Here is a 26,001-nt window from a genome sequence, read left to right as displayed (position 1 = left end):
CGGCTCCGGCCGGTGGCCTGAGCCGGCCGGGGAGACCGATTTCAGTAATTCTCGAGGGTGGCAGTGGCCAAACCGGGAAAGTCTGTAATCAGGCTATCTACGCCGAAGTCGGCGAGCCTGCGCATCAGCGCGGGTTCGTTGACTGTCCACACGGACACGTGCAAACCCTGACGCTGGGCTTTTTCCAGACGCTCGGGGGTGCACAGCGTCCAGTTCAACGCCAGGTACTCACAGCCATAGTTCTGCGCGACCTTCAACGGGTCGAGCCAGGCGTATTCGGCCACCAGGCCGCGCGACAGGTCCGGCGTGAGTTCAATCGCAGCTTTCAAGACTTCCCGCGAACTTGAGGTCACCGTGACCTTGTCCATCAAGCCATGACGCACAGCCATCTCACGAATTGCCAGCACGGTAGTCGCGGCGCGGGTGCGTGAAGCGCTTTTGACTTCCAGTTGCCAGTGATCGAAGTCGCATTGCTCGAACAGTTCTTCCAGGCGCGGGATCGGGCACGGCTTGACCCAACCCGGGCCGCCTTTGCGCGCGTCCATCTTCACCAGGTCCGCCGCCGAATACTCGACGACCTTGCCGCGCCGGTCGGTGGTGCGCTTGAGGGTGGGGTCGTGGATGACCATCAGCTCGCCGTCCATGGACAGGTGCAAATCCAGTTCGCACCGGCGTACGCCGTGCTTGAGGCATTCCTGGAAGCTGGTCAGGGTGTTTTCCGGTGCTTCGCCTTTGGCACCGCGGTGGCCGTAAATCAGGGTCACAGTTGCTCCTTTGCGCCAGGTCGGCTGGCGGGGTGAATACGATTCAGGTGTCTTGGGCGTCGCTCTGTTCCCGCGCCAGGCGCCGCTCCTGGGCTTGTTTCTGCAGGATATAGCGCGCGAGCAATTGGCGTTGGGCGTCGGTCATGGACTCGAACTCCGTACCCACGTCAAACCCCGTGCCCTTGGGGTCGCAATGGGTGACCCGTGCGCGCAGCAGCAGGCCGAGCGCCTGGGGCATCAGCACCAGCTTGACCGCCAGGTGTGCGCCGGGTGCCAGAGGGGCAGGGTGCTGGAAGTCGATGCCGCCTTCGGAAATGATCACCGGTTGCGGTGCGCCGACTTCATCCAGCAGGCCACGCGCCATGATCTGGCTGAGCAGATCCACACGTTTATTCTGGACCCTGAGGAACGCGGCGAGGGTGCGATCCTTCTCGCTGAGCTGGCGCAACAGGTGCTGGGCTTCGAATTCGCTCAGGTGCAGTTCACTGAGCAGATTGAACAGCGGCGAATCATCCAGCAATACTTCTTTGCTCGCCGCTTCGGGGGCAGACAGGCTTTTGATTTGAAGTGCGATCATGTCGTCGATACGGTAGTATTCGCGGCGCTCTTCTTCATCTAATGTCGACATGGCGAACCCCAGGTAACGGTAATGGTCTGAGTGTAAAGCTGCTTACCAGACCCCGCCACCGGGACGTCTTCTTTTCCTCCGAACAAGCCCCGACATGTTCAGACCTCTCTTCGTATTTATCGGCACGCGTTATACCCGTGCAAAGCGCCGCAATCATTTTGTGTCGTTCATTTCCTTGACCTCGATGATCGGGCTCGCCTTGGGCGTGGTCGTGATGATCGTGGTGCTGTCGGTGATGAACGGCTTCGATCATGAGATGCGCACCCGCGTGCTGGGTATGGTGCCCCACGCGACCATCGAGGCCGACGCGCCCATCAGCGACTGGCAAAGCCTGGCCGACAAGGTCAAGCAGAACCCCAAAGTGCTGGCCGTTGCGCCATTTACCCAGATGCAGGGGCTGCTGACCCACGACGGCAAGGTGCAGAAAATTCTGCTGAATGCCATCGACCCGGTCCAGGAGCGCAAGGTCTCGATCATCGACAAGTTCATGCTGCAGGGCAAACTCGGTGACCTCGCGCCCGGCAGCTTCGGCATCGTCATCGGTGACAAGGCGGCGGCCAAGCTCGGCGTGGGCGTCGGCGACAAGCTGACCTTCGTCGCCCCGGAAGTCACCGTGACCCCGGCCGGCATGTTCCCGCGCATGAAGCGCTTCACCGTGGTCGGCACTTTCCACGTGGGCGCCGGCGAGATCGACGGCTACCTGGGCCTGACCAACCTCACCGACCTGGCCCGCCTGCATCGCTGGCAGCCAGACCAGGTGCAGGGCCTGCGCCTGAAGTTCAACGACCTGTTCGACGCACCGCGCGGCGCCTGGGAAATCGCCCAGCACCTGGGTGAGTCCCAGTACTACGCCCGCGACTGGACCCGGACCCACGGCAACCTGTACCAGGCCATCCGCATGGAAAAAGCCATGATCGGCCTGCTGTTGCTGCTGATCGTTGCCGTGGCCGCGTTCAACATCATTTCCACCTTGGTGATGGTGGTGAACGACAAGAAGGGCGACATCGCGATCCTGCGGACCCTCGGTGCCACGCCGGGGCAGATCATGGCGATCTTCATGGTGCAGGGCACCGTGATCGGCGTGGTCGGTACCTTGATCGGCACCGCCGTCGGCATCCTCGCCGCACTGAACGTCAGTGCCGCGATTGCCGGCCTTGAGGTGTTGATCGGCCATAAATTCTTGAACTCCGACGTTTATTTCATCGACTACTTGCCGTCCCAGGTGCAGAGCCAGGACGTGTTGATGGTAGGCGCTGCCGCGTTGGTCCTGAGTTTCCTTGCCACCCTGTATCCAGCCTGGCGCGCGGCACGTACCCAGCCAGCACAGGCCTTACGTTATGAGTGAATCGGGCATGAGTGAAAAAGCAATCCTGAGCTGCCGCAACCTGGGCAAATCCTACGAGGAAGGCCCTGAATCGGTTGTGGTGCTGTCCAACCTGCAACTTGAGCTGCACCCCGGCGAGCGCGTAGCGATCGTCGGCAGTTCCGGTTCCGGTAAAAGTACCTTGCTCAACCTGCTGGGCGGCCTCGATACGCCGTCCCAGGGCAGCGTGTGGCTGGCGGGCGAAGAGCTGTCGGCCCTCGGCGAGAAGGCTCGCGGCCAACTGCGCAACCGTTCGCTGGGCTTTGTGTACCAGTTCCACCACCTGTTGCCGGAATTCACCGCCCTGGAAAACGTGTGCATGCCGCTGCTGATCGGCAAGACCGCGATCCCGCAGGCACGCCAGCGCGCCAAGGCCCTGCTCGAGCGCGTAGGCCTTGGCCACCGCCTGGAGCACAAGCCGGCCGAACTGTCCGGCGGTGAGCGCCAGCGTGTGGCCATCGCCCGTGCCCTGGTCAACAACCCAGGCCTGGTGATGCTTGATGAGCCGACCGGCAACCTCGACTCTCACACCGCCCAGGGCATCAAGGACTTGATGCTGGAGCTGAGCACCCAGATGCGCACCGCGTTCCTGGTGGTGACCCATGACATGAGCATGGCCCGCCAGATGGACCGTGTGTTGCACCTGCAGGAAGGTCATCTGGTCGCCATCTGACCTGTTTCAAGCCCGGCGCCCGACGCCGGGTTTTCTATTTTTTCAACGGTGCCCGCGAATGTTCAGACCGTTATCGATTTTCATCGGCACGCGCTATACCCGCGCCAAGCGCCGCAACCGTTTTGTTTCGTTTATCTCGATGACCTCGATGATCGGCCTCGCCCTGGGCGTGCTGGCGATGATCGTGGTGTTGTCGGTGATGAACGGTTTCCAGCGCGAAATGAGCTCGCGCATCCTCGGCATGGTGCCCCACGCCACCATCGTCGGCGTTAACCCGATTGATGATTGGCAGCCGGTGGCCGCGGCGGCGATGAAGAACCCGCAAGTGACCGCTGCAGTACCTTTCACGCAGATGGACGGCATGTTCTCCTACAAGGGCGCGATGCAGCCGATCGAGATCAGCGGTATCGACCCGGCCCAGGAGGGCAAGGTGTCGATCGTCGCCCAGCACATTGTGCGCGGCAAACTGGAAGACCTGAAGCCGGGTGAGTTCGGCGTGGTGGTGGGTGAAATCACCGCACGGCGTTTCCGCCTGAATGTCGGCGACAAGCTGACCCTGATCGTGCCGGAAATCAGCACCGCGCCGGGTGGTATCACTCCGCGCATGCAGCGCTTGAACGTGGTCGGGATCTTCAAGGTCGGCGCCGAGCTGGATGGCTCCATGGCCATGATCCACATGGCTGACGCCGCAGAGATCCAGCACTGGCAGCCGAACCAGGTGCAAAGCGTGCGCCTGGCGGTGAAAGACCTGTATGCGGCGCCCAAGGTCTCATCGGACATCGCCGCCAGCCTGGGCACGGGCTACAAGCCTGATGACTGGACCCACACCCAGGGCAGCCTGTTCAGCGCGATGAAGATGGAAAAAACCATGATCGGCCTGCTGTTGCTGATGATCGTCGCGGTGGCGGCGTTCAACATCATCGCCACGCTGATCATGGTGGTCAACGACAAGGGCGCGGACATTGCGATCCTGCGCACCATCGGCGCCACGCCCCGGCAGATCATGGCGATTTTCATGGTGCAGGGCACGGTGATCGGAGTCGTCGGCACCTTGATCGGCGGCATCCTCGGCGTGATCGCCGCGCTGAACGTGAGTGAATTGGTGGGCTGGGTGGAGCGCGTGAGCGGGCAGCACATCTTCAGTTCAGACGTGTATTTCGTCAGCAACCTGCCTTCTGAGCTGCAAGGCGGTGATGTGTTGTTGATCTGCTCGGCCGGGTTTGTGCTGAGCTTTCTGGCGACGATCTACCCGGCGTATCGCGCGGCGAAGATTGAGCCGGCGCATGCTCTCAGGTATTCGTAAGGCCTGACACCGCTATCGCAGGCAAGCCAGCTCCCACATTTGAATGTGTTCACACCTCAAAATGTGGGAGCTGGCCCCCGATAGGGCAAGCCCGGCTTGCATCAAGCTGACTTTGGCAACTCAATCACAAACCTTGTCCACCCCGCCTCAGACTCACAACAAATCCTCCCTCCATGCGCCCGCACAATCGACTGGGTAATCGCCAGCCCCAGCCCCGCATGTTCACTGCTGCCTGCATGGCGCGACGGGTCGGCGCGGTAGAATCGGTCAAACAATTTCGGTAACAACTGTGCTGGAATCCCGTCCCCGGTGTTCTCGACGGCCAGCCTCACGCCATCGTCCATCCGCACCCGCACTTCGCCCCCCGCCGGGGTAAACCGCAGCGCGTTATCCAGCAGGTTCGACAGTGCCCGACGCAACATACCGCGGTCGCCGGCGACGTGGGCTGTGCCTTCGCGTACCAGGGTGATCTGCGCCTCTTCGGCGAGCAGGGCGAAAAACTCCAACACCGCATCTACTTCGTCCGCCAGCGCCAACGGTTCACGCTTAGGCATCAGCAAACCATGATCGGCCTTGGCCAGGTACAGCATGTCGTTGACCAGCTGGGCCATCCATTGCAGCTCTTCCAGGTTGCTGTGCAGCGCCTCCCGGTAATCCTCCAGCGGGCGTGGCTGGGTGAGGATGACCTGGGTCTGGGTCAGCAAATTCGACAGCGGCGTGCGCAGTTCATGGGCGATATCGGCAGAGAAGGCCGAGAGGCGCTGGAAGGCATCGTCCAGACGGCCGAGCATGGCATTGAAGGCTTGCGCGAGTTCTTCCAGTTCTGCGGGCATAGGCTGCTCAGGCAAACGCTGCGTGAGCGAGTGGGCGGACACACTGGCCGCCACTTCGCCCATGCGCCGCAATGGCCGCAACCCGCTGCGTGCGGCCCAGGCGCCGAGCAAGGCGGTAGCCAGGGCCGAGAGGCTGACGGTGAGCCAGATCAGATGCTGCATGCGCTGCAGGAAGTGCTGGTGATGGGTGATGTCGAGCACCAGGCTCAGTTGCGGCGAATCGGCACGGCCCGCAATCAACGGCACGTTGTACACGCGGTAAGCGCTGCCGGCGTTTTGCAGGCTGTGCAGGCCTGGGGAGTCGGGCAGGTTGACGCCCGCCGTTCCGTCAAACCATCGCTGGCCGGCGGCAGTGATGCGCACAGCCAGGTCGGGTTGGCGATTGAGCTCGATGCGCAGTTGCGCTTCCCGTTGGGCAAATAGCTGCGGTGTGTCCACACCCTGCAACGTGCTGCGCAGCGCTACCAGTTTGCTGTCGAGCAACTGCTGGTCCAGCTCCATGAAGTGCGCCTCGCTGGCCCGGTTGAAGAGCACGCCGGCCAGCAGCGAGACCACCGCGGTGCAGCCGGCGAACAACAATGCCAGGCGGCTGGCCAGGGACAGGCGCTGGATCAATTGCACCGTGCCTCCAATACGTAGCCCATGCCGCGCACGGTGTGGATCAGCTTGGTGGGGTAGGGATCGTCGATCTTCAGGCGCAAACGGCGGATCGCCACTTCAATGATGTTGGTATCGCTGTCGAAATTCATGTCCCACACCTGAGAGGCAATCAGCGACTTGGGCAGCACTTCACCCTGACGGCGCAGCAGCAGTTCCAGCAGGGAAAATTCCTTGGCGGTGAGGTCGATGCGTTGGCCGCCCCGTTCGACACGGCGGCGAATCAGATCCAGGCGCAGGTCGGCCAATTGCAGTGCGGTTTCCTGCGGCGCGCTGCCGCCACGGCGTAACAGGCTGCGCACGCGCGCCAGCAGCTCAGAGAAGGCGAAGGGCTTGACCAGGTAGTCGTCGGCGCCCAGCTCCAGGCCGTGCACGCGGTCTTCCACGGCATCCCGGGCGGTGAGGAACAACACCGGGATGTCCAGGCCTGCGCTGCGCACGGCTTGCAGGATTTGCCAGCCGTCACGGCCTGGCAGCATCACATCGAGGATCAGCAGGTCGTAGTCACCGGTCAACGCCAAGTGTTGGCCGCTGCTGCCGTCGGCCACCAGTTCAGTGGTAAAGCCTGCCTCGGCCAGGCCCTGGCGCAGGTAGTGGCCGGTTTTGGGTTGGTCTTCGACGATCAGCAGTTTCATGGGCGGCTCTTGGCAACGGGTCACGGCTAGGGTTATACCCCGGGGGGCACGGTAAGGACGTAACCTGACAAAGTTGTAATCCTGCGGTCAGCTGGCTGGCAGCGGCGCCATCTTAGAGTGCAACCCTAGCTGTTCCCACACTTTTGGAGAATCGAGATGTTGCATAAATCTCTGTTGTTGGCGGGCTGCCTGTTGGCGCTGAGTTTTGGTGCGGCGGCAGACCCGGCCCAGACCTATGCATTCGGCGAGGCCGCGCCGGCGAGCAAGGCCACACGCACGGTGGAAATTACCCTGCAGGACATTTCCTTTTCGCCCAAGGCCCTGGACGTGAAAGCCGGTGAGACCGTGCGCTTTGTGCTGGTCAACAAAGGCCAGTTGCTGCACGAGTTCAACCTCGGCGACGCGGCCATGCACGCCGGACACCAGAAGGAAATGCTGCAGATGCAGGCCAGCGGGATGCTCACCGCCACCGGCATGGGCAAGATGGATCACAGTGCCATGGGGCAAGGCGCCATGGGTGGCATGAAGCATGACGATCCAAACAGCGTGCTGGTGGAGCCCGGTAAAACCGCCGAGCTGACCTGGACCTTCACCAAGGCCACGGGCCTTGAGTTTGCCTGCAACCTTCCCGGGCATTACCAGGCAGGCATGGTCGGCAAACTGACCGTTGAGTGAGCGTTTGTTAAGGGCGGGGGCAAAGGCTGGTAGACTGGCGGGGTTTATTTAGCCAGGTTTCCGCCATGCATCCCGCAGCCGAACATTCGCCGCTGGGCAAGTCCAGTGAATACATCTCTACCTACACCCCTTCGTTGCTGTTCCCGATTCCGCGCGCCGCCAAATGGGCCGAGCTGGGCCTGAGCGCCGAGACCCTGCCTTACACAGGCGTGGATTTCTGGAACTGCTTCGAGTTGTCCTGGCTGCTGCCGTCGGGCAAGCCGGTGGTGGCCATCGGTGAATTCAGCATCCCGGCCGATTCGCCGAACATCATCGAATCCAAGTCGTTCAAGCTGTACCTCAATTCGCTCAACCAGACTGCGTTTGCCGATACGGCAAGCCTGGAAGCCACCCTGCGCACCGACCTCAGCGCGGCTGCCGGCAAACCGGTCAGCGTGCGCATCCGCAGCCTGGCCGAGGTGGAAACCGAAGGTGTGCAGGCCATGCCGGGCGTTTGCATCGACGACCTGGAGATCAGCGTCAGCAACTATGAACACCCGCGTCCGGAACTGCTGCGTTGCGATGACTCGCGCATTGTCGAGGAGAGCGTGCACAGCCACCTGCTTAAATCCAACTGCCCGGTTACCAGTCAGCCCGATTGGGGCAGCGTGGCGGTGGCGTACCGCGGTTCGGCACTGGATCACGCCAGCCTGCTCGAGTACCTGGTGAGCTTTCGCCAGCACTCGGACTTTCATGAACAGTGCGTGGAGCGGATTTTTCTCGACCTGCAGCGCCTGCTCAAACCGGAAAAACTGACCGTGTATGCGCGGTATGTGCGGCGTGGCGGGCTGGATATAAACCCGTATCGCAGCACCGAGGACATGGCGTTCCAGAACCTGCGTCTAGCCCGCCAGTAGCCTGCACACAAAACAGATGTGGGAGGGGGCTTGCCCCTCCCACATTTTGGGTGTGTGCCTGGCTTGGGTTCGGGTCAGATCCCGATGTTTCCAAGCGTGATCATGATATTGCGCAGGGTCCCGGAAATCACCGGGTGATCGGCGTCGAACTCTATGGCAGCTTGATTCACATCGTCGGAAATACTGGGTGTCTGAGTGGCAGGTTCCAGTTCAAGCTGTAATTCAAACTTGGCAATCAAGGCCTCAAGCGCTTCACGTTTTTCTTCCGGCAGCGGCGGCTCCTGTTCCAACTGCCCGCGCAGGATTTCGACCTGTTCTTCCAGTTTTTTGCGATCAGGCATGACGTTCTTCCTTTTATCGATAGGCACTGGCATAGACCGCGGCATGCCGAGAAAGGTCTACGGGCTGACCTGTAGATTAATCCACCGGCGCCGACTGTGCATGATCTCTGTCAGGGCTTTTCGCCTTTGAGCCGGCGCAGGCTGATGTCCGCCAGGCAGGTGCCGAGCTCGCCGAGGTGGTCGATCACCGAGTGCACGCCCAACCCGTACAACGCCACGGTGGCCTTGCCACGTTTGTATTCGCGCTCCTGCTCGCTCAGCGCCTGCCACTGCTCGGGGGCCAGTCCGCACAGCGAGCCGCAGGAGGCCAGGCCGATGGTCCACAACCCGGCGTTCAGCCCTGATTGCAGCAGGCGCGGCTCGCCGCTTACCAGCACGCAGCCTTCCAGGCGTTCTATGTTCAATTCCATCAACGCCTGCCAGCAGGCATGGGGCGCGGGCCAGCGGATTGAGGAGGGGGAGGCGGCTTTGAGCCAGCCGGGGAGCGTGGCGGCCAGCGGGGTGGTTACCGAGGGAGGCAGTTCATCCAGCCAGGCACAGGGAACGCCTTGCTCCTTCAGGCTGCGCAGAATTTTCAGCGCGCCCGGTGTGGCCTGGGAGTCGGGGGAGGGGTAATCGGTGCGGGCCTGGGAACCGAAGTCGACCAGGCAGCCACTCAGCCCGAACAGAACGGCAGTCAACGCAGGCGCGCTGGCGATGGCAATCTCGGCGTGAGGCATGTCGACGTCCCTGAAATAGCCCTGACGCTATCGGGCCCTGATGACAAGTCGATGACAGATCCGAGTTGGTCGCGTAATTGTGGGAATTTTGTGCATTTTTTGTATGGCGTTTCCTGTGTACTGCCTAATTCGACACTTACGTCATATACTGACGGCCTTATTCAGGGCATAGCGCCCATGACAGACCATCCAAGGAGCAAAAGCTATGCGCTGGAGCCACTACTTCGCTCAGCTGTCGGTGTGTGCCACCGTGTTATTGGCCCCGTTCGCCGCACATGCAGCGTCGGAAGACGATCCATGGGAAAGCGTCAATCGCCCGATCTTCACCTTCAACGACACCGTTGACACCTACGCCCTCAAACCATTGGCCAAGGGCTATCAGTTTGTGACCCCGCAATTTGTGCAGGACGGCGTGCACAACTTCTTCCGCAACATCGGCGATGTGGGCAACCTGGCCAACAACGTGCTGCAACTCAAGCCTTACAACGCCGGTGTGGACACGGCTCGTTTGTTGGTCAACACCACGTTTGGCGTGCTGGGCCTGGTTGATGTCGGCACCAAAATGGGGCTGCAGCGCAACGATGAAGACTTCGGTCAGACCCTGGGCTACTGGGGCGTAGGCAGTGGCCCATACGTGATGATCCCGCTGCTCGGTCCAAGCACCCTGCGTGACGCGCCCTCCAAATATGTAGACAGCTACACCCAGCCTTACCGTTATATGGACGATGTTTCCCTGCGCAATAGCGTCATGGGCCTGGGCATCGTCGATACCCGCGCCAGCCTGCTCGACAGCGAGAAGCTGATCACCGGCGACAAATACACCTTTATCCGCAACGCCTACCTGCAGAACCGCGAGTTCAAGGTCAAGGATGGCAAGGTTGTCGACGACTTTTAAGCTGTAACGTCATGAAATGAAAAAGGCGACCCTGGGGTCGCCTTTTTTGTGTGCGCCGTTCAGCGCATTTTCAGGATCTTGAGGCCCAGATGCTGGTCCTCACCGCTGGTTTTCGTCCACACCACCTCGGTGTCGGCCTCCAAGCCCTTGAGGGCAGCGTGCTCCGAATCGATGCGCACGGTCAGTTGGTCACCCACCTGAAACTGGCGGGGTGCCTGCACCTGCATGCCGGAGCTGGAAAGGTCCACGCAGACCCCGGCAATCTCCTGCCCGGCGTGGATCAAAGATACATCGGCATCCACACGCATGCGGATGAAATCGCGTTTTTCGGCGTAGTCGCGCTCGTGTTCGCTCACAGGTTCCATCCTTACTTTGTGTTGTGGTCGTGCCTGTTCTTATAACTCCCGGTGATTTGCGATGTAAAGACGCTCGGCGACCATCGGCATGAGCTTGAAACCCCTGGCGGATGGGAGTACCGTCTGCGCCTTAGAAGGGCACCTCTGCTTTACCGTTGTGCGTGGGTAAAAATCCCGCGTTTTGTAGGACAGAGAGGCTAGAAAGCGAATCCAGTACGTGAGCCCGGCCATTGTCGAGCCACCTACGCCAACCTAATTCTGGCGCCGTTTGCCCACATGCAAAAAACCAGTGCCACGCTGCTGATAATCGATGACGACGAAGTAGTGCGCGCGAGCCTCGCAGCCTATTTGGAAGACAGTGGCTTCAGCGTTCTGCAGGCCAGCAATGGCCAACAGGGTCTCCAGGTGTTCGAGCGCGACAAGCCCGACCTCGTGATCTGCGACCTGCGCATGCCCCAGATGGGTGGCCTGGAGCTGATTCGCCAGGTGACCGAGCGAGCTCCGCAGACGCCGGTGATTGTCGTGTCCGGTGCCGGGGTGATGAACGATGCCGTCGAGGCCTTGCGCCTGGGGGCCGCCGACTACCTGATCAAACCCCTGGAAGACCTGGCGGTACTGGAGCACTCGGTACGCCGTGCCCTGGATCGTGCACGCCTGTTGTTGGAAAACCAGCGTTACCGCGAAAAGCTCGAAACCGCCAACCGCGAACTCGAAGCCAGCCTCAACCTGCTCCAGGAAGACCAGAACGCCGGTCGCCAGGTGCAGATGAACATGCTCCCGGTCAGCCCGTGGAGCATCGATGAATTCAGGTTTGCCCACCAGATCATCCCGTCGTTGTACCTGTCGGGTGATTTTGTCGACTATTTTCGGGTGGATGAGCGGCGCGTTGCGTTCTACCTGGCCGACGTATCCGGCCATGGCGCGTCTTCGGCTTTTGTCACCGTGTTGTTGAAGTTCATGACCACACGGCTGTTGTTCGAGTCCAAACGCAATGGCACCTTGCCGGAGTTCACCCCCTCCGAGGTGCTGGGCCACATCAACCGAGGCCTGATCAGCTGCAAGCTGGGCAAGCACGTGACGATGGTTGGCGGCGTGATTGATGAGGAAACGGGTCTTTTGACCTACAGCATCGGCGGTCACCTGCCGATGCCGGTTTTGTACACTCCAGACAGTGTGCGCTACCTGGAAGGGCGTGGTCTGCCGGTTGGCTTGTTCAACGAAGCCACCTACGAAGACCACATTCTGGAGCTGCCGCCGACGTTTAGCCTGACGCTGATGTCCGACGGTATCCTGGACCTTCTTCCAGAGCCTACACTCAAAGAGAAAGAAGCTGCCTTGCCCCAAAAGGTCAAGTCGGCGGGCGGCAGCCTGGATGGCCTGCGGCAGGTTTTTGGATTGGCCACGCTGGGGGAGATGCCGGATGATATCGCCCTATTGGTGTTGAGCAGGAATCTTTGATGAGTACCGGAAGAATCCAATTCGCCGAGCAAGACGGGACCTTCGTCCTGAAATTTGTCGGTGAAGTGCGCCTGACCCTGTGTTCGGCGCTGGATGCGACGATTGAGCGGATTTTCACAGCGTTGAATTTTTCGGCGATCGTGATCGATCTGACCGAAACCCGCAGCATCGATAGCACCACCCTTGGGCTGTTGGCCAAGCTGTCCATTCTGTCTCGGCAGAAGGTCGGCCTGTTGCCGACCGTCGTCACCACCCACGAAGACATTACCCGGCTGCTGCAGTCCATGGGCTTCGACCAGGTGTTCAACATCGTTGACCGCCCGATCCCTTGCCCGGAATGCCTGACCGACCTGCCATCCCAGGACCAGTCCGAGGAAGTGGTGCGGGTCAAGGTGCTGGAAGCGCACAAGATCCTGATGGGGCTGAACGAGTCCAATCGCGAAGCCTTCCACGACCTCGTCAACGCGCTGGAACGCCACTGATCCCCAGTTGAAACCCCGTCCAAATGTGGTAGCGGGCTTGAGAGCAGCGAAACACAAAAAAGGGCGGCACCCGCGAGGGTGCCGCCCTTTTTGTTGTCGATTGCCTTACAGCTTGGCAGTCAGCAACGCTTCCAGCTTCTCCTGGTCGCGAGCAAACTGACGGATGCCCTCGGCCAGCTTCTCGGTCGCCATTGCATCCTCGTTGGACTCCCAACGGAACTGCGCTTCAGTCAAATGCACCCGTGCTTCACCGGCATGGCCCGGCGACAGCTTGCGCTCGAGCTTGCCTTCATCGGCCGCGAGTTTTTCCAGCAGATCAGGGCTGATGGTCAGGCGATCACACCCGGCCAGCTCTTCGATCTGGCTGAGGTTGCGGAAGCTTGCACCCATCACTACGGTCTTGTAGCCATTGGCCTTGTAGTAGTTGTAGATGCGCGTCACCGACTGCACGCCCGGATCATCGGAACCGGTGTAGTCGTTGCCATTGGCCTTCTTGTACCAGTCGTAGATGCGGCCCACGAACGGCGAAATCAGGAACACACCCGCTTCGGCGCAGGCGACGGCCTGGGCAAAGGAGAACAGCAGGGTCAAGTTGGTCTGGATGCCTTCTTTCTCCAGCTTCTCGGCGGCGCGGATGCCTTCCCAGGTGGAGGCGATCTTGATCAGTACGCGGTCGCGGCTCACGCCGGCTTTGTCATACAGGTCGATCAGACGGTGCGCACGCTTGAGTACGGCGTCAGTGTCGAACGACAGGCGCGCATCCACCTCGGTGGAGATACGGCCCGGTACGACTTTGAGGATTTCTTGACCCACCGCCACCGCAAAACGGTCGCTGGCCAGGCCTACGTCGCCGTTGCAGTCCTTCACGCACTCATCCAGCAGCTTGGCATAGCCTGGGATCGAGGCAGCCTTGAGCAACAGGGAGGGGTTAGTGGTGGCGTCTTGCGGCTTGAGCTTGGCGAGGGTGGAAAAGTCGCCGGTATCGGCTACAACGGTGGTGAACTGCTTGAGTTGTTCCAGCTTGGAAGTCATGGGCGTGCTCTGTCCTATGGGTCTGGTGACATTACCCGAGCGCCGGCAGGCGCTCAAGGGCGCAAATGCGTTCGATCGTTTGCGAGGGCAACAACCTGGAGATGGCCGCTCAAATGACCGGCCTTGGTGCTAAATAGGAGGGCAAAACGCTCGGCAGGTTCAAACCGAATGACAGTCAGCGACCTTCCAACAACTCACCAGCCTGATCCAGCAACGCCAACGGATCTGTCGCCTTGTGAATATCCACCGACAACAACTGACGAAACTTCCTCGCCCCCGGAAAGCCCGTTCCCAACCCCAGCACATGCCGTGTGATGTGATGCATCGTCCCGCCAGTGGCCAAATGCTCAGCAATATAAGGCCGCAACTGCGCCAACGCCTCCGCGCGGCTGATCACCGGCTGCGCGCTACCGAACAACTGCTGATCCACCTCTGCCAGCAAATACGGATTGTGATAAGCCTCACGGCCCAGCATCACCCCATCAAATACCTGCAAATACTCGTGGCACTGCTCCAGCGTCTTGATCCCGCCATTGAGAATAATCTCCAGGTCGGCAAAGTCCCGCTTCAACTGCGCCGCCACGTCATACCGCAAAGGAGGAATGTCGCGATTCTCCTTCGGCGACAGCCCCTCCAGAATCGCAATCCGCGCGTGCACGGTAAAACTGGTGCACCCTGCCTCCTTCACCTGCCCGACAAAATCACACAGCTGGGCGTAACTGTCCCGACCATTGATCCCGATGCGGTGCTTCACCGTCACCGGAATCGACACCGCATCACGCATCGCCTTCACACAATCGGCCACCAACGCCGGGTGCGCCATCAGGATCGCGCCGATCATATTGTTCTGCACCCGATCACTCGGGCAGCCGACGTTCAGGTTTACCTCGTCATACCCGGCCGCCTCCGCCATGCGCGCGCACGCGGCCAAATCCGCCGGGACACTACCGCCCAGTTGAAGGGCAAGCGGGTGCTCGGCCTCGTTGTGGCGCAGGAAACGCTCGTGGTCGCCATGCAGGATCGCGCCCGTGGTGACCATCTCGGTGTAGAGCAGGGCATGTTTGGAGAGCAGGCGCAGGAAGAACCGGCAGTGACGGTCGGTCCAATCCATCATCGGCGCGACGGAGAAACGGCGGGAGAGGGGAGCGGCGTGTAGGGGCATTGGGGGATCTGGGTCGATGGGGCGAATGGTGCAGTTTATCAGGGATGTACAACGGGTGTCGGAGAGGAAGCGTGCTGCGTACGTTTCACCATTTTGTGCGGGGACGTTGTCGCGTGTGGAATACGCCGAGGATCTGAAGACGATCACCGTGAATCCGATATGGGATCAGATAGGACCAGTTAGGCACTGCCCATTCTCGGGTCTGCTTGACCCGACCTTCGCGGCCCATCGAGGGAAACTGAGCAAGTTTATCGACGCTGGCAAAGATAGCATCGGAGAAGTCGTCAGCAGCCTTTGGGTTTTCAAGCGCAATGTAGTTTGCTTCGTCTTCCAGGTTTTTGAGTGCTTTTTCAAGCCACTCAACCTGCATTGCGACTCCAACGCCTGGCTCGCATGGCAGCAACTTGGTCATCGGTGGCGAATTTGCCCTGCTCGGCTTCTTTTACTGCCAGCTCGATCTGTGTGATCAGTGTTTTTTCATGTTCGATGTAGTCACGTAGAACGTCCATTGCTAGGTAGGTCGCGGTTTGGCCGTTTGTTTTGGCCAGATCGGCCAGGGAGTTGGACAGGTCTTCCGGCAGGTTCAGGGATATTCCGGTCATGGCAGCCTCGATATGGAAGGTTGCTGGGTATCTTACACCGTGGAGTGCGGGCTTGAATCGACAGGTCGTCGCGTGAACTGATTTGAGCTAATTTGGTAGCCTGGAAAAATAGAAATTTCGGTTTTTCGCCAGTCGTAGTAGACATCAAATTTAAATAAATCCGTCCCCTATTTGCTTCAGGTTGCCGCTGTTTGAACGCACCATCTCGTCCAGCTCTAACAGGTACCCCACAATACGATGGGCCGGAATGAAGTTCATCACGCCTGTCGATTTCACGGCCAGGGTCAGCATTCCTGCGAACATCCATTGGTCTTCTATAACCGCGATTACAGGGGAGCCGCTGAAACCCCTGAGCGAATTGGGATAGCCATCTACAAGGTTAAGGGTAACCATCTCCTCCAGATTTGGACTTGCCAGCGTGCCTACCAGATAGGAGAGAGAAGCACTTATACGCTTTTCGGAGTAGTCATACTCTCGATGGTCCTCGCTGTATCCGAAGACGTAGAAGATTTTCGCGTCTTGATAATATTGTGGGGCGATTGTGAACTCTGTGCCCACCCAATACACCCCTTGCTTGATAAGCAGCTCACGTTGAAACTGCGCGACACGTCGGATCAATATATCGAAGTGTGGCTCGTATTCGGGGCGGAAAACGGCCTCAAGGTCGAAGATGAGCGAGTAAGAGGCGTCTCGGATAAGAATCGTAAAGTCGTCACTTTTTGCCTTCTGGCTATCCAATACGTGCTGGGCAGAGACCACGAATAGCTGTTCGTTATGTTCCAAGATGAATGCGGTGCCTACCCCATGATATGGATGGTCTTCGTCCGGATAATGAAGAATCACAGGATGTACTTGACCATTCAGCTGTCGCCAAACCTGTTTGATTTCTAGCCAAATTAGGTTGTCCTTCACTGAGCCTCCTTAGAATTTTGGTCCGCGTGCCCTACGGAAAAAAGGGGAAGCGTGACGATAGCTGAAGTTTAGAGTGGGACAAAAATGATGCGCTTTTTTTCGAGGCTCACGTAGGCCCCGAATTTACTAGTCATTTTTGTTAGTGCGGCCAATCCGTCACCGATAAAGCCGTTGATTTGCGTCTGACGGTAAGCAATCGACCCTGACCAAACCCTCATCGAGGGCAGCACACGGCCAAGTCTGGCTAAGCTGAGGTAAGATACGTTTGGGTGATTGAGGGAAAATAGGTAGAGACTCCATAATCTTCTCAATAAATCCCGCAAAACCTTTATAGATTTTAGTGTATGTCTCTTAGACTTTTTAATTTGCAGAAAGTGAGAAAAATATGACGACAATTGTGTGGAATCGACGTGTCCTGGTAGGTGATACTTATGGATCACTGGAGGATGGTGCTTTAGGGATTTCCGGTATACCAGTTGGGGATTACTTGGAAACAAAAATTTTTACTCCTTCTTCTTCAGTAAACTTCGAAAAATCTCCACTTATAGCTGTCGCAGGCGCTGGCGAGCTAGGTATTATCCTAGCTCTGAAAGCGTATCTATTTTCACACGAAACATCTAGATCGCAGTTTTGCAAGTACTCCAGTAATATGGCAGCAAAAACCGGGCGAGATTGCGATCTATTCATTCTTACCGTGAAACACTGTTGGATGGTCTCAGTCCGATCTCAACAAACGCTTTTTAAAGATGTAACTAATAGCCTGGAAGCTATAGGTACAGGTCGGCATCATGCGTTCATGCTGATGCAGAAAGGTGGTGGAGCTATTGCTAGTGTTCTATTTGCCTCATGTAATGACGGCGCCACTAATGATAAAGTTACGTTGGTAAAGTGGAAAGAGGGTTGCCAGTTTCGTGAGGCAACGGCTTTTGAACATAGGCTTGGATGGCTGCAGATAAGGATTTTCGAAAAGCTTCGAGTCTTTAATACAAAAAAAGATGAGATGGAAGGTTAACATCGCTACTTACTCCAGGGACGCTTTGTTTGGCTATGGTAAGTTGAAGATGGTGGATGAGTGAGTCCGTAAATACCGCTGTTTTGTTAAATGCCTAAAGAGCCTGCCGACAGCAGGCTTTTCGTATAGACGGCACCATAGAAACAGCTCGACAGTACAATGATGTTATTGGTTTTTGCGGGTGTGTACACGAGTCGAAAGTTAATGTATGTGCACCTAACAATTAATAATTTTAATAAAGGTGCGCCGAAGCTAAAAGGCCATCGCCGTGGCTGCGATGGCTGAGAGCATTCTTCCCTTATAATCTTGCATCAAGCCAATTAGAAAGACCAATTGCATCTGATTCTTCAAGGTTCAATTTATCAATCAGACGATAATGGCCCATCCCTTTGCGATAAGTGCACGCTTTTCCGATCGGGTGCAGCAGTGAGACCAGGACAAGGTCTGTATCTACGCCCCAATCACCTTCGAAGCTGGTCCCTGTGAGTGGTGTCAGCACAACACCAACACTGCCACCGTTTCCCAAATCAGCTCTTTCTACGATCATGCTTTATTACCTCGGTTGATTGAATGTTTTAAAGTTTAACATATGCCAATTTACGCATAATTACCTGGAAAATCTTGATGTGTAATATTCCTTGTTTCTCCGGTTATGCGTTTCTAAGTTGAAATTTTCAGCGTTTATATGAGCGTATAAAGGAATTATACACTATGAATCGACTCTGGTTCCGTCGGCAGTTTGACTTAGCACTATTTGTTATTATTGGCAGCTTTTGGCTGCAGCAGGTTTGGTCTGCATGCCTGCTTCTGGCCTAAACTGCCTAATGTCTAAGGTGGCTATTCTAGTCGGAGGTACGGTGCGGCCGGACTGCAATGGTACATAAATGGTACGAGCTAAAGCTGATTCAGCTGTAGGCCTTGTTTTTGAAGGCTCTTAGATACAATGCTTCCAATCCATCATCGGCGCGACGGAGAAACGGCGGGAGAGGGGAGCGGCGTGTAGGGGCATTGGGGGATCTGGGTCGATGGGGCGAATGGTGCAGTTTATCAGGGATGCTTCTTAGGGGCGCCTCTAGGAAATATCCCACGCTTTTCTCAGCTTGCCCCTCAGACCCCCCATAGCTAACCTCCCCACGCCGCTGCCAATCCAGCGGTCGGATGTGGAAGTCCGTACCAAGCTAAGACGCAATCGCCCATAAACACCCCACCGGCGTTTTTAACGCCTGTATCATGTGTTTCGGCGGCTGTGCGCGGGGCACTTCGGTGCGCCGGGTCCTTAGCCCTGGTCTTCCACACCTGCGTACAGCTGCCACCCTCATGTGGAAGTGAGTTTGGTAGTTCCTGAATAGTTAAGGAGCATCGCCATGTACAAGGTCACACCGAATCCGCCCCGTACCTCAAATGCAGCACCCATTGATACCAAGCTTCAAGCCGCCGCCCAGCGAGCAATTCATCATTACCTGCCTTCATCTGAAGACGACACTCCGCCCGAGCAACCCAGTCCCCACCTGTTCCACGTCAGCCCCAACATCGACACTGAAACCCTCCTGGTCAACGCCTCCGAAAATCTCGCCTCCGCCAACCAGATGGTTTCAACCCTGGCGTTCGACCTCGACGAGCCCCACCGCGCCATAGCCTTGGGTATCCAGCAGCTTATCGAGTTAAGCGCGCTACTCGTAGATCGAGCCCAGGAACAGGTGGCACCTGCGATCATTTGATCACTTGCTCGCCGCCTTACCCAAAAAGGCGGCAACCTGAACCCGGCCTGTCACTCAGCAACGTTTCATGATCCTCTGTGCGCACGAGGTCTACGATCTTCGCTGTGAAGAGGCTCGCTGCACCTCCAATCCATAGGGCACTGAAATGATCTCGAACCTGGTCCAAGTCGTAATGATCACCGGCACATTGTTGTTGAGTGCCTGTTCAGGCATGAGCAGCAGTACGTGCTTTTCAGAGGGGTGCCAGTCGTTCGACGGCCATAGCACCAACAACAACGCCACCAAAGTGAATTTCGGTGGAGGTGCGCTGGGTAGCAGCTTCAGTCAGTACAGTTCGGGGCTTTTGCACGACGATTGACGGGCGGGAGCGAGCGCCCTCGCCACGGGGGAGGGGGTTATCCTGTGACCACGGTGCCCTTATGAAAAATCTCGCGCCGCGCCCGGCGGCTGATGTTTTCGTGCTTGCTCGCCGCGTACATCTCGTCAAAGCGCTCGCGATCAATTCCCTCATACTTGGCGAGTTCCTCCAGCACCATCCGGTCGTATTCTTTTTCGATCACGAAACGGAAAACTTCGCGCCGGTAGTAGAAGCCGAATTGAAATGCCAGCACCTCGGTCAGGTAGTTAGATGAGGTAAGGAAGCAGTTTTCCAGGTCGATAGCCTTGGCGCGTGTGGGCTGCCTGGGGTCGATCATCACGTTGTTGGCCCAGAAGTCCATGTGCACCACGCCCTTGCTGTGCAGGGAGCGCAGCAGTTTGAACGACACGTTGATCAGGCTGTGGATGTCTCGTTCCTGGCGCAGCCAGTCCAGGCCGCTGACGTAGCCGTCGAGCATCTCGGTGAAGATGAAGAATTCCTGGATCAGGCCAAGTGCGGACTTTCTGTAGCCGAACCCATATAAGCCGGCCACGGGGGCACCGCGCTTTTGCGCGCGGTGGGTGTTGATGACTTCTTCTACCGGCCAGTCGAATGTGCCATCGCGTTTCGCGCGGCCGAAGGTGACGCGCAGTTTTGGCTTGAGGCTGTCGAGCGGCTGGGATTTGGCGAACAGGTCGTTCTCCATTCCCTTTAGCGGTGCACTCACGCGGTCTTTGAGCTGATGGCGAGTGTCGATCAGATCCTGAATCGCTTGCTGGGTGCTGTCGTCGGTGCTGCATGTGGTGAACACTGTAGCGTTGCGATGGTTGAGCGTCGTTGGGAAACTCTCAAGCACACTTCTATCAGGAAAGCTCAAAACACATCCTTGTCATATCAGAAAAATCTTACAGGCATGTTACATGCTGAGTCCTTTGGATCCAACCTGAACGTAACCTGTCTGGAGATGAAATTTCCTTGATTTAGGGTGTTTTGTAGACTGCTTTCGTTGACAAGGTCACCTGGATGTGATTTTGGTTTTTATCGTGGATTGCAAAAAATTACGGTGAAAAGCAAATGCCGCAGTGCAATAATGGCTTCAGGCCATCACCTTGCACTCTGCGTAAGTATTCATAATGAAAACAACTTTCCCCGCAAAAATGTTTATTGTTTTTATGGCTGCATTATTAGTCTATGTTATTTTTTTATTGGCGCAGGAGTTTCTATAATTCATTCTGCTTACGCTGGTTTTGTTTGTACTGCAGAATCAGAAATCTGCCAAGGACAAACAAACTTCCCACTATCAGGCCCAAGAACCCGCCCAGCGGAATAGATTTTTTCGAGTTCTCGATTTTCGCGACTTTGATATCAGACAGGGTGTTAAATGCACGCATGCTGTTCTCGCCGACCGACGCTGGCAAATTAAGTGCGATTGCCTCCTTATTCGCGCTCTCAAGCGCTGCTTGCAGCCGGGTTTGCGCCTGTTCCCCAGTGGGTGCAGTCGCCGAGGCTACATACAGAGCTGATTCGCCACCGCCTATTTTTGGAGCGCTTTCTCTAACGTCGATAGACTTTGCTGTCATCACGCCCAAGGCGGTAAAGAACGCATCATTTTGGATGGCGCCGTACAGTCTGTTTTCTATTGGCGGCTGATTTGGATTGGTTGGCGGATCATCCTGCTTAACTTCCTTATACCAGTTATAGCGCGATGATTTGGTGAGGTAGGTACTGGCAGTCCATTGTTCTGCGGTCGTAGCGTAGAACGCGAATGCAACAGCCGCGCCGGCGGCTGCTGTGGCGATGAGGATTATTTTGCCGGCCCATAAGGCCTGCAGAAGTGGGATCAGATCTATTTCGTCATCAGGGGAACGCGTTTTCGAATTCATTGAAGTGCTCACGAAAAATTCCTTATTTACGTTCCTGGAGTGTAGAGAATAAATCACAACGCGATCCGTTCTCTGACATGACGTTAGATGAGAATTATTCCTGTTTTAACCAGGCTGATCATTCTCCGATATCGCCATAAGAGCACACTCCGTGTGCAATCGTTCACATCGAATAACCGGTCTTCCAGCCCCCTTCAATTCCCGCCCTTCATCCGCCGCGCTATCAGGTAAAGTCCCAGCCCGGCTAACGCTGTCACCGCGCCGATATACCCGGTGCTCGTCCAGCCCAGCCCCGCCGTAATCGCCATCCCGCCCAACCACGGGCCCAGCGCATTCGCCAGGTTGAACGCCGCGTGGTTGGAGGCTGCCGCCAGGCTTGGCGCTTCGTGGGCGATGTCCATCAGGCGGATTTGCAGCGGTGCGGCCATCGAGATCATGGTGCCGACCAGGGCAATGCCGAGCAGTACGCCCCACGGCGAGCTGGCGGCGAAGGTGAAGAAAATCAGCACGGCCATCGACCACACCAGGATCCAGCCCACCGCGCGAAATTGCAGGCGGTCGAACAGTTTGCCGCCGGCGATGTTGCCGATAATGCCGCCCGCGCCGAACGCGGCGAGGCCGAAGGGAATCCACTGTGGCGAGACTTTGGTCACTTCGAGCATGGTCGGGGCGAGGTAGCTGAACACGCAGAACATGCCGGCAAAACCAATGGCGCCGATGGACAGCGCCATCCACACCTGGGGTTTGGTGAAGGCGCGCAGTTCCTTGCGTGGATCGCTGCGCGGTTCGTCACGGCGGTCGGGGACGTAGCGCCAGACCAGGGCGAGGGTGCACAGGGCGATGGCGCTGACCAGCGCAAACGCCGAGCGCCAGCCCAGGTATTGGCCGAGGAAAGTGGCTATCGGGTTGCCCAGCAACATGGCCAGCGTCAGCCCCATCATCACCCGCGCGACCGCGCCGGCGCGTTTATCGGTGGGCACCATGCTTGAGGCCACCACGGCGGCAATCCCGAAGTAGGCGCCGTGGGGCAAGCCGCTGATAAAGCGGAAAGCCACCAGCGAAGCAAAGCTTGGGGTAAACGCGGTGGCCAGGTTGCCCAGGGCATACAGGCCCATCAACAGCAGCAACATGTGTTTGCGCAACAGCTTGGCGCCGAGAATGGCCAGCAATGGGGCCCCGACCATCACGCCCAACGCGTAGGCGCTGATGGCGTGGCCGACCTGGGGTTCGCTTAAACCCAGGTTCTGCGCAATGTCGGGCATCAGCCCCATGATGGCGAATTCGCCGGTACCGATAGCGAAAGCGCCCACGGCCATGGCCGCTTCCATTTTGGCGGCACTGCGCGCGGGCAGCACATGCCCGGGAGTTTGGTGGATAGACATGGATCGCTCTGTTTGGATGGATAACACGAAGGACTGCCGCCGATGCTACGCAAGTCGCGGCGAAGGTGTCTAGAACAGCCATTTGCCGCAGAGTTCAATGCGCGTAGAGCCGCGGCCTTTGAGATTCGTCTCATTCAACTGGCTCCATAGGCTCTTTACCCTTGCGGCGATGAAACTCAAACATTTCCTGCAACCCCTCGACTCGTCGTTCTCGACGCCCAAGGCTGCCCGCAAGCTGCTGCGCCTGTTCGCCCTGGCGCTGGTGCTGGGCGTGTACGCGGGTGCCTACAGTTACCTGCGTGCGGCGTTCAGCGAGGAGATCTCGCTGCGGCGCAGTTACATGAATGAGGCGGTTTCCGATGCGCAGTGCTTTTTTGTCAGCCGCCAGACCCTGCTTAAAACCCTGGGCCTGTCGACGGTGCGCCACATCGCGCCACCGGTCGGCAACCTCAATCAGGTACCGACCGAAGAAGTGCACATCACCCTGGGCGAGGCGGGCAACCTCTGGAGCCTGTGGCTGACCAAGCGCACGCTCGATTACCTGGAGGCCAACCGGGTCAACCTGATCTACGTGCCCCAACGCGCGCAGCCTGCGGTGGAGCGCTTGTATACCGTGGGGACTGAGCCTGCCGCGGTGCCGGAGTCGGTGTTGCACCGGTTGATGGCGGTGGACACGGGCAACGTCTCGGTCAGTGATGAACTGTGGCTGACCGAACAGAGCCGCCTGGATTCGCCGCTGTATATCTTCACTCGGCTTGATGAGCGCAGCCCCACGTCGGGTTGGCTTGGCCTGGAGGTCGACGCGCCTGACCTGATCAATGCCTTGCAGCACGAAAAAGCCGGCGACTTCATGTTGCTCGACAGCGCCGGCCAGTTGATTTTCAGCAGCGCGCCGCATCAGCCGGCCGCCGCGCAGGCGCTGCGCCAGTATCACGCCACGGCCAGTTTCGGCTGGGAGGGCAGCCGCTGGTTGCCGGACCGCCTGGCTATCCGCAAGCACCTGGGGTATTCCCAGTGGCAGATCGTCTACAGCCTGGAGTTGCGCTCGCTGTTGCCCAGCCTGGCGCTGCCGTTGCTGGTGTGCCTGCTGTTGTGCGCACTGGCCAGTGTGCTGATGCTGCGCTTGGTGCGGCGCATCGATCAGCGCCTGATCATCCCGGCCGCGCTTCGCATTGAAGCGCTGGTGGAAAGCGAGGCGTTCAGCAGCGCGGTCATCCGTATCGCGCCGGTCGCCCTGTGCGTACTACGCCGCAGTGACGGCGCGGTGGTGCTGGAAAACCCCTTGTCGTGCCAATGGCTAGGCAATGGCCGCGAGCGTCAGAAGCTGTGCCATGACTGGATTCGTCGGGCGTTTGATGACGCCGAACAAAGCAGCACCGACGAGCTGCAAATGGCCGACGGTCGCCACCTGTTCCTGAGTTTCGCGCCCACCCGCTATCAGCGTGAGGAAGTGCTGATCTGCGCGTTCAGCGACATCAGCGAGCGCAAGCAGGTGGAGCTGGCGCTGCAGCAGGCGCGCACGCTGGCGGACGCGGCCAATGAAGCCAAGACACTGTTCCTGGCGACCATGAGCCATGAAATCCGCACGCCCCTGTACGGCGTGCTCGGTACCCTGGAATTGCTCACGCGCACCGACCTCAACAGCCAGCAGCGCGGCTACCTGAATGCCATCGAGGGCTCGTCGGCCAACCTGCTGCAACTGATTTGCGATGTGCTGGATGTGTCCAAGATCGAGGCGGGGCAGCTCTCCCTGGAGCTCAACGTGTTTTCGCCGCTGGAGCTGGTGCAGGAAGTGGTTCAGGGCTACGCCGGGGCTGCGCAGAGCAAGGGCCTGCAGCTGTTCGCCTGCCTTGACCCGCAATTGCCCGACCGCGTGCGCGGCGATGTCACGCGTATCCGCCAGATCCTCAACAACCTGCTCAACAACGCGCTGAAGTTCACCGAGAGCGGGCGGATCGTATTGCGCTTGCGCCTGGAGAGCCGCGAAGGCGAGCGCGCGATGTTGCAGTGGCAAGTGGTCGACACCGGCAAGGGCATTGCGGCGCAGGACCAGCAGTACCTGTTTGAACCGTTCTTCCAGGCCAGCGGCAATGCCAATGTGGTGGCGGGCACCGGGCTTGGGCTGTCGATTTGCAAGCGCCTGGTGCACTTGATGAACGGTACGCTGCGGGTGGTCAGCGAGCCGGGCCTGGGCAGCAGTTTTACCTTCACCTTGCCGTTGGAGCAGGTGGCTGCCCACGAGGATGAGCATGAGCCTTGGGCGCTGCCGCTGCTGGGTGAACGGGTCTACGTGGTATCGCCGGTGCGTGAGCTGGCCGAGAGCATCGGCGGCTGGCTGCGGCGCTGGGGCGCGCGGGCGCAATTGGGCCTGCCCGAATCGGTCGAGGCCGACCCTGGCGCGGTGCTGGTAGAGCTTTACCCTGGCCAGGTCGAGCCCGGCCATCGGCTGCGCTGGTGTGGCCCACGGGTGACGGCGGCCGCCGATGAGCATGGCGTTTACCAGGGCCCCGGCGCGTGCTGGCAGATCGGCCTGAACAACCTGCATGCGCTTAACCGTGCGGTCAGCCGTGCCCAAGGCGTCGAGGAGCCGCTGTCGCAGGTCCCCAGCGAAGCCCCGGCCAAGCTCAACCTGAACCTGCGTTTGCTGGTGGCTGAAGACAACCTGATCAACCAGCTGATCCTGCGCGATCAACTTGAAGAACTCGGCTGCAGCGTGGTGCTGGCCGGGGATGGGGTCGAAGCGCTGTCGCTGTGGGGCGAAACCGCGTTCGACATGATCCTCACCGACGTCAATATGCCGCGCATGAACGGCTACGAGCTCACCGAGCAACTGCGTCGCCTCGGCTGCGCGCTGCCGATCATCGGCGCCACCGCCAACGCGATGCTCGACGAAGCCGAGCGCTGCCTCAGCGCGGGCATGGACCATTGCCTGGTCAAGCCCTTCACCCTGCGCGCGCTGTATCAATGCCTGCAGCGCTACCAAAGGAGCGTGCTGTGAGTGCCTACCGCGTGCTCATCGTGGAGGATCATCCCTTTCAACATGAGTACTTGATCAACGTGTTCCAGGCCATCGGCGGCTTTGACGTCGACGTGGTCTGGGACGGCGCCAGCGCCTTGCAACGCCTGGCCCGCCAGCGCTATGACCTGTTGCTCAGCGACCTGATGATGCCGGGGATGGACGGCGTGCAATTGATCCAGCAACTGGCGCGCCTGCAGGCCCCGCCGGCCCTGGCGCTGATGAGCGTGGCGTCACGGCGCATGC

The 26,001-nt window shown here is 58.7% G+C and carries 29 protein-coding genes; 13 read left to right on the top strand and 16 right to left on the bottom strand.

The genetic code is table 11. The features are described 5' to 3' along the window. Window positions 1-41 precede the first annotated feature (41 nt). Both WBR57_RS16595 and WBR57_RS16590 read right to left on the bottom strand, forming a co-directional pair. Complete coding sequence (locus WBR57_RS16595; protein WP_424084759.1) at window positions 42-764, bottom strand: glycerophosphodiester phosphodiesterase; 723 nt, start codon at window positions 762-764, stop codon at window positions 42-44. Between the two features lie 43 nt (window positions 765-807). Beyond that, complete coding sequence (locus tag WBR57_RS16590; RefSeq protein ID WP_424084758.1) at window positions 808-1,392, bottom strand: PilZ domain-containing protein; 585 nt, start codon at window positions 1,390-1,392, stop codon at window positions 808-810. Window positions 1,393-1,486: 94 nt separating this feature from the next. Here WBR57_RS16590 and WBR57_RS16585 point away from each other — a divergent pair, with 94 nt between their 5' ends. The 3 genes from WBR57_RS16585 to WBR57_RS16575 are packed head-to-tail and all read left to right on the top strand — an operon-like array spanning window position 1,487 to window position 4,731. Next, a complete protein-coding gene (locus WBR57_RS16585) occupies window positions 1,487-2,737 on the top strand; it encodes a lipoprotein-releasing ABC transporter permease subunit (protein WP_424084757.1) in 1,251 nt (416 codons plus the stop codon). A gap of 7 nt (window positions 2,738-2,744) precedes the next feature. After that, window positions 2,745-3,428 (top strand): lipoprotein-releasing ABC transporter ATP-binding protein LolD, encoded by a 684-nt coding sequence (gene lolD, locus WBR57_RS16580; protein WP_164487915.1) that lies wholly within the window; start codon window positions 2,745-2,747, stop codon window positions 3,426-3,428. Window positions 3,429-3,486: 58 nt separating this feature from the next. Then, entirely contained in the window at window positions 3,487-4,731 is a 1,245-nt protein-coding gene (locus tag WBR57_RS16575; RefSeq protein WP_424084756.1) for a lipoprotein-releasing ABC transporter permease subunit, read from the top strand. Window positions 4,732-4,832: 101 nt separating this feature from the next. Here the strand turns inward: WBR57_RS16575 and WBR57_RS16570 are convergent, their stop codons facing one another. Both WBR57_RS16570 and WBR57_RS16565 read right to left on the bottom strand, forming a co-directional pair. Next, window positions 4,833-6,179: a heavy metal sensor histidine kinase gene (locus tag WBR57_RS16570; RefSeq protein WP_424084775.1), complete on the bottom strand. Its 1,347-nt coding sequence runs from the start codon at window positions 6,177-6,179 to the stop codon at window positions 4,833-4,835. Continuing rightward, window positions 6,176-6,856 carry a heavy metal response regulator transcription factor gene (locus WBR57_RS16565; protein WP_424084755.1) on the bottom strand — a complete coding sequence of 227 codons (681 nt, stop codon included), beginning with the start codon at window positions 6,854-6,856 and terminating at the stop codon, window positions 6,176-6,178. Before WBR57_RS16565 ends, WBR57_RS16570 begins: the two co-directional genes overlap by 4 nt. Window positions 6,857-7,012: 156 nt before the next feature. On the opposite strand from WBR57_RS16565, the gene WBR57_RS16560 reads away from it, so the two are divergent. Together WBR57_RS16560 and queF are read left to right on the top strand one after the other, a co-directional pair. Further along, window positions 7,013-7,531 carry a cupredoxin domain-containing protein gene (locus WBR57_RS16560; protein ID WP_424084754.1) on the top strand — a complete coding sequence of 173 codons (519 nt, stop codon included), beginning with the start codon at window positions 7,013-7,015 and terminating at the stop codon, window positions 7,529-7,531. 65 nt (window positions 7,532-7,596) lie between these two features. Continuing rightward, entirely contained in the window at window positions 7,597-8,427 is an 831-nt protein-coding gene (gene queF, locus WBR57_RS16555; protein WP_424084753.1) for an NADPH-dependent 7-cyano-7-deazaguanine reductase QueF, read from the top strand. Window positions 8,428-8,501: 74 nt separating this feature from the next. On the opposite strand, the gene WBR57_RS16550 is transcribed toward queF, so the two are convergent. Both WBR57_RS16550 and WBR57_RS16545 read right to left on the bottom strand, forming a co-directional pair. After that, on the bottom strand, window positions 8,502-8,768 hold the full coding sequence (locus tag WBR57_RS16550; protein WP_065901972.1) for a DUF4404 family protein: 267 nt from the start codon (window positions 8,766-8,768) through the stop codon (window positions 8,502-8,504). 110 nt (window positions 8,769-8,878) lie between these two features. Then, a complete protein-coding gene (locus WBR57_RS16545; protein WP_424084752.1) occupies window positions 8,879-9,487 on the bottom strand; it encodes an HAD family phosphatase in 609 nt (202 codons plus the stop codon). 205 nt (window positions 9,488-9,692) lie between these two features. On the opposite strand from WBR57_RS16545, the gene WBR57_RS16540 reads away from it, so the two are divergent. Then, a complete protein-coding gene (locus tag WBR57_RS16540; protein ID WP_424084751.1) occupies window positions 9,693-10,382 on the top strand; it encodes an MlaA family lipoprotein in 690 nt (229 codons plus the stop codon). A 59-nt stretch (window positions 10,383-10,441) separates the two neighbouring features. On the opposite strand, the gene WBR57_RS16535 is transcribed toward WBR57_RS16540, so the two are convergent. After that, window positions 10,442-10,738 carry a PilZ domain-containing protein gene (locus tag WBR57_RS16535; RefSeq protein ID WP_424084750.1) on the bottom strand — a complete coding sequence of 99 codons (297 nt, stop codon included), beginning with the start codon at window positions 10,736-10,738 and terminating at the stop codon, window positions 10,442-10,444. Between the two features lie 276 nt (window positions 10,739-11,014). Between WBR57_RS16535 and rssB the strand changes: the two genes are divergently transcribed. Continuing rightward, complete coding sequence (rssB, locus tag WBR57_RS16530; protein ID WP_424084749.1) at window positions 11,015-12,196, top strand: two-component system response regulator RssB; 1,182 nt, start codon at window positions 11,015-11,017, stop codon at window positions 12,194-12,196. Further along, complete coding sequence (rssC, locus tag WBR57_RS16525; protein WP_003172602.1) at window positions 12,196-12,678, top strand: anti-sigma factor antagonist RssC; 483 nt, start codon at window positions 12,196-12,198, stop codon at window positions 12,676-12,678. Before rssB ends, rssC begins: the two co-directional genes overlap by 1 nt. Window positions 12,679-12,783: 105 nt before the next feature. On the opposite strand, the gene tal is transcribed toward rssC, so the two are convergent. From tal to WBR57_RS16500, 5 genes are all read right to left on the bottom strand, one after another. Next, window positions 12,784-13,710, bottom strand: coding sequence for a transaldolase (gene tal / locus WBR57_RS16520; protein ID WP_424084748.1), 927 nt, complete (start codon window positions 13,708-13,710; stop codon window positions 12,784-12,786). A 175-nt stretch (window positions 13,711-13,885) separates the two neighbouring features. Then, window positions 13,886-14,872: a tRNA dihydrouridine(20/20a) synthase DusA gene (gene dusA / locus WBR57_RS16515; protein ID WP_424084747.1), complete on the bottom strand. Its 987-nt coding sequence runs from the start codon at window positions 14,870-14,872 to the stop codon at window positions 13,886-13,888. An 85-nt stretch (window positions 14,873-14,957) separates the two neighbouring features. Next, a complete protein-coding gene (locus tag WBR57_RS16510) occupies window positions 14,958-15,242 on the bottom strand; it encodes a type II toxin-antitoxin system RelE/ParE family toxin (protein WP_424084746.1) in 285 nt (94 codons plus the stop codon). Further along, the gene (locus tag WBR57_RS16505) at window positions 15,232-15,474 is read right to left on the bottom strand and encodes a CopG family ribbon-helix-helix protein (RefSeq protein ID WP_424084745.1); all 243 of its coding nucleotides are present in this window, start codon (window positions 15,472-15,474) and stop codon (window positions 15,232-15,234) included. The genes WBR57_RS16510 and WBR57_RS16505 overlap by 11 nt, the downstream gene beginning before the upstream one ends. Before the next feature lie 150 nt (window positions 15,475-15,624). Continuing rightward, window positions 15,625-16,386, bottom strand: coding sequence for a hypothetical protein (locus WBR57_RS16500; RefSeq protein WP_424084744.1), 762 nt, complete (start codon window positions 16,384-16,386; stop codon window positions 15,625-15,627). Between the two features lie 385 nt (window positions 16,387-16,771). Here WBR57_RS16500 and WBR57_RS16495 point away from each other — a divergent pair, with 385 nt between their 5' ends. Then, window positions 16,772-17,398, top strand: a complete 627-nt coding sequence (locus tag WBR57_RS16495) for a hypothetical protein (RefSeq protein WP_424084743.1) — start codon at window positions 16,772-16,774, stop codon at window positions 17,396-17,398. A gap of 298 nt (window positions 17,399-17,696) precedes the next feature. Here the strand turns inward: WBR57_RS16495 and WBR57_RS16490 are convergent, their stop codons facing one another. After that, a complete protein-coding gene (locus WBR57_RS16490) occupies window positions 17,697-17,945 on the bottom strand; it encodes a hypothetical protein (protein ID WP_424084742.1) in 249 nt (82 codons plus the stop codon). Between the two features lie 817 nt (window positions 17,946-18,762). On the opposite strand from WBR57_RS16490, the gene WBR57_RS16485 reads away from it, so the two are divergent. Next, entirely contained in the window at window positions 18,763-19,116 is a 354-nt protein-coding gene (locus tag WBR57_RS16485) for a DUF6124 family protein (RefSeq protein WP_424084741.1), read from the top strand. Window positions 19,117-19,261: 145 nt separating this feature from the next. Then, on the top strand, window positions 19,262-19,474 hold the full coding sequence (locus WBR57_RS16480; protein ID WP_424084740.1) for a hypothetical protein: 213 nt from the start codon (window positions 19,262-19,264) through the stop codon (window positions 19,472-19,474). Between the two features lie 37 nt (window positions 19,475-19,511). On the opposite strand, the gene WBR57_RS16475 is transcribed toward WBR57_RS16480, so the two are convergent. The 3 genes from WBR57_RS16475 to WBR57_RS16465 form a co-directional block, all read right to left on the bottom strand. Continuing rightward, window positions 19,512-20,351, bottom strand: coding sequence for a lipopolysaccharide kinase InaA family protein (locus WBR57_RS16475; protein WP_424084739.1), 840 nt, complete (start codon window positions 20,349-20,351; stop codon window positions 19,512-19,514). A 343-nt stretch (window positions 20,352-20,694) separates the two neighbouring features. Next, a complete protein-coding gene (locus tag WBR57_RS16470; RefSeq protein WP_424084738.1) occupies window positions 20,695-21,369 on the bottom strand; it encodes a Wzz/FepE/Etk N-terminal domain-containing protein in 675 nt (224 codons plus the stop codon). Between the two features lie 182 nt (window positions 21,370-21,551). After that, the gene (locus tag WBR57_RS16465) at window positions 21,552-22,739 is read right to left on the bottom strand and encodes an MFS transporter (RefSeq protein ID WP_424084737.1); all 1,188 of its coding nucleotides are present in this window, start codon (window positions 22,737-22,739) and stop codon (window positions 21,552-21,554) included. Window positions 22,740-22,908: 169 nt separating this feature from the next. Between WBR57_RS16465 and WBR57_RS16460 the strand changes: the two genes are divergently transcribed. Further along, entirely contained in the window at window positions 22,909-25,737 is a 2,829-nt protein-coding gene (locus WBR57_RS16460; protein WP_424084736.1) for an ATP-binding protein, read from the top strand. After that, a partial coding sequence (locus WBR57_RS16455) for a response regulator (RefSeq protein WP_424084735.1) occupies window positions 25,734-26,001 on the top strand: 268 nt, incomplete at its 3' end. The genes WBR57_RS16460 and WBR57_RS16455, both read left to right, overlap by 4 nt.

It is taken from the genome of Pseudomonas sp., assembly GCF_049590575.1.
Classification (GTDB): domain Bacteria; phylum Pseudomonadota; class Gammaproteobacteria; order Pseudomonadales; family Pseudomonadaceae; genus Aquipseudomonas.
This window is presented reverse-complemented; position numbering and strand designations above follow the sequence as displayed.

Bases quoted from the DNA above. Each gene is read 5' to 3' on its own strand.
- WBR57_RS16585 (WP_424084757.1), top strand. From the start codon at position 1,487: ATGTTCAGACCTCTCTTCGTATTTATCGGCACGCGTTATACCCGTGCA.
- rssB (WP_424084749.1), top strand. From the start codon at position 11,015: ATGCAAAAAACCAGTGCCACGCTGCTGATAATCGATGACGACGAAGTA.
- tal (WP_424084748.1), bottom strand. From the start codon at position 13,710: ATGACTTCCAAGCTGGAACAACTCAAGCAGTTCACCACCGTTGTAGCC.
- WBR57_RS16460 (WP_424084736.1), top strand. From the start codon at position 22,909: ATGAAACTCAAACATTTCCTGCAACCCCTCGACTCGTCGTTCTCGACG.
- WBR57_RS16575 (WP_424084756.1), top strand. From the start codon at position 3,487: ATGTTCAGACCGTTATCGATTTTCATCGGCACGCGCTATACCCGCGCC.
- dusA (WP_424084747.1), bottom strand. From the start codon at position 14,872: ATGCCCCTACACGCCGCTCCCCTCTCCCGCCGTTTCTCCGTCGCGCCG.
- WBR57_RS16550 (WP_065901972.1), bottom strand. From the start codon at position 8,768: ATGCCTGATCGCAAAAAACTGGAAGAACAGGTCGAAATCCTGCGCGGG.
- queF (WP_424084753.1), top strand. From the start codon at position 7,597: ATGCATCCCGCAGCCGAACATTCGCCGCTGGGCAAGTCCAGTGAATAC.
- WBR57_RS16480 (WP_424084740.1), top strand. From the start codon at position 19,262: ATGATCTCGAACCTGGTCCAAGTCGTAATGATCACCGGCACATTGTTG.
- WBR57_RS16565 (WP_424084755.1), bottom strand. From the start codon at position 6,856: ATGAAACTGCTGATCGTCGAAGACCAACCCAAAACCGGCCACTACCTG.
- rssC (WP_003172602.1), top strand. From the start codon at position 12,196: ATGAGTACCGGAAGAATCCAATTCGCCGAGCAAGACGGGACCTTCGTC.
- WBR57_RS16490 (WP_424084742.1), bottom strand. From the start codon at position 17,945: ATGATCGTAGAAAGAGCTGATTTGGGAAACGGTGGCAGTGTTGGTGTT.
- WBR57_RS16540 (WP_424084751.1), top strand. From the start codon at position 9,693: ATGCGCTGGAGCCACTACTTCGCTCAGCTGTCGGTGTGTGCCACCGTG.
- WBR57_RS16590 (WP_424084758.1), bottom strand. From the start codon at position 1,392: ATGTCGACATTAGATGAAGAAGAGCGCCGCGAATACTACCGTATCGAC.
- WBR57_RS16505 (WP_424084745.1), bottom strand. From the start codon at position 15,474: ATGACCGGAATATCCCTGAACCTGCCGGAAGACCTGTCCAACTCCCTG.
- WBR57_RS16495 (WP_424084743.1), top strand. From the start codon at position 16,772: ATGACGACAATTGTGTGGAATCGACGTGTCCTGGTAGGTGATACTTAT.
- lolD (WP_164487915.1), top strand. From the start codon at position 2,745: ATGAGTGAAAAAGCAATCCTGAGCTGCCGCAACCTGGGCAAATCCTAC.
- WBR57_RS16465 (WP_424084737.1), bottom strand. From the start codon at position 22,739: ATGTCTATCCACCAAACTCCCGGGCATGTGCTGCCCGCGCGCAGTGCC.
- WBR57_RS16545 (WP_424084752.1), bottom strand. From the start codon at position 9,487: ATGCCTCACGCCGAGATTGCCATCGCCAGCGCGCCTGCGTTGACTGCC.
- WBR57_RS16485 (WP_424084741.1), top strand. From the start codon at position 18,763: ATGTACAAGGTCACACCGAATCCGCCCCGTACCTCAAATGCAGCACCC.
- WBR57_RS16510 (WP_424084746.1), bottom strand. From the start codon at position 15,242: ATGCAGGTTGAGTGGCTTGAAAAAGCACTCAAAAACCTGGAAGACGAA.
- WBR57_RS16560 (WP_424084754.1), top strand. From the start codon at position 7,013: ATGTTGCATAAATCTCTGTTGTTGGCGGGCTGCCTGTTGGCGCTGAGT.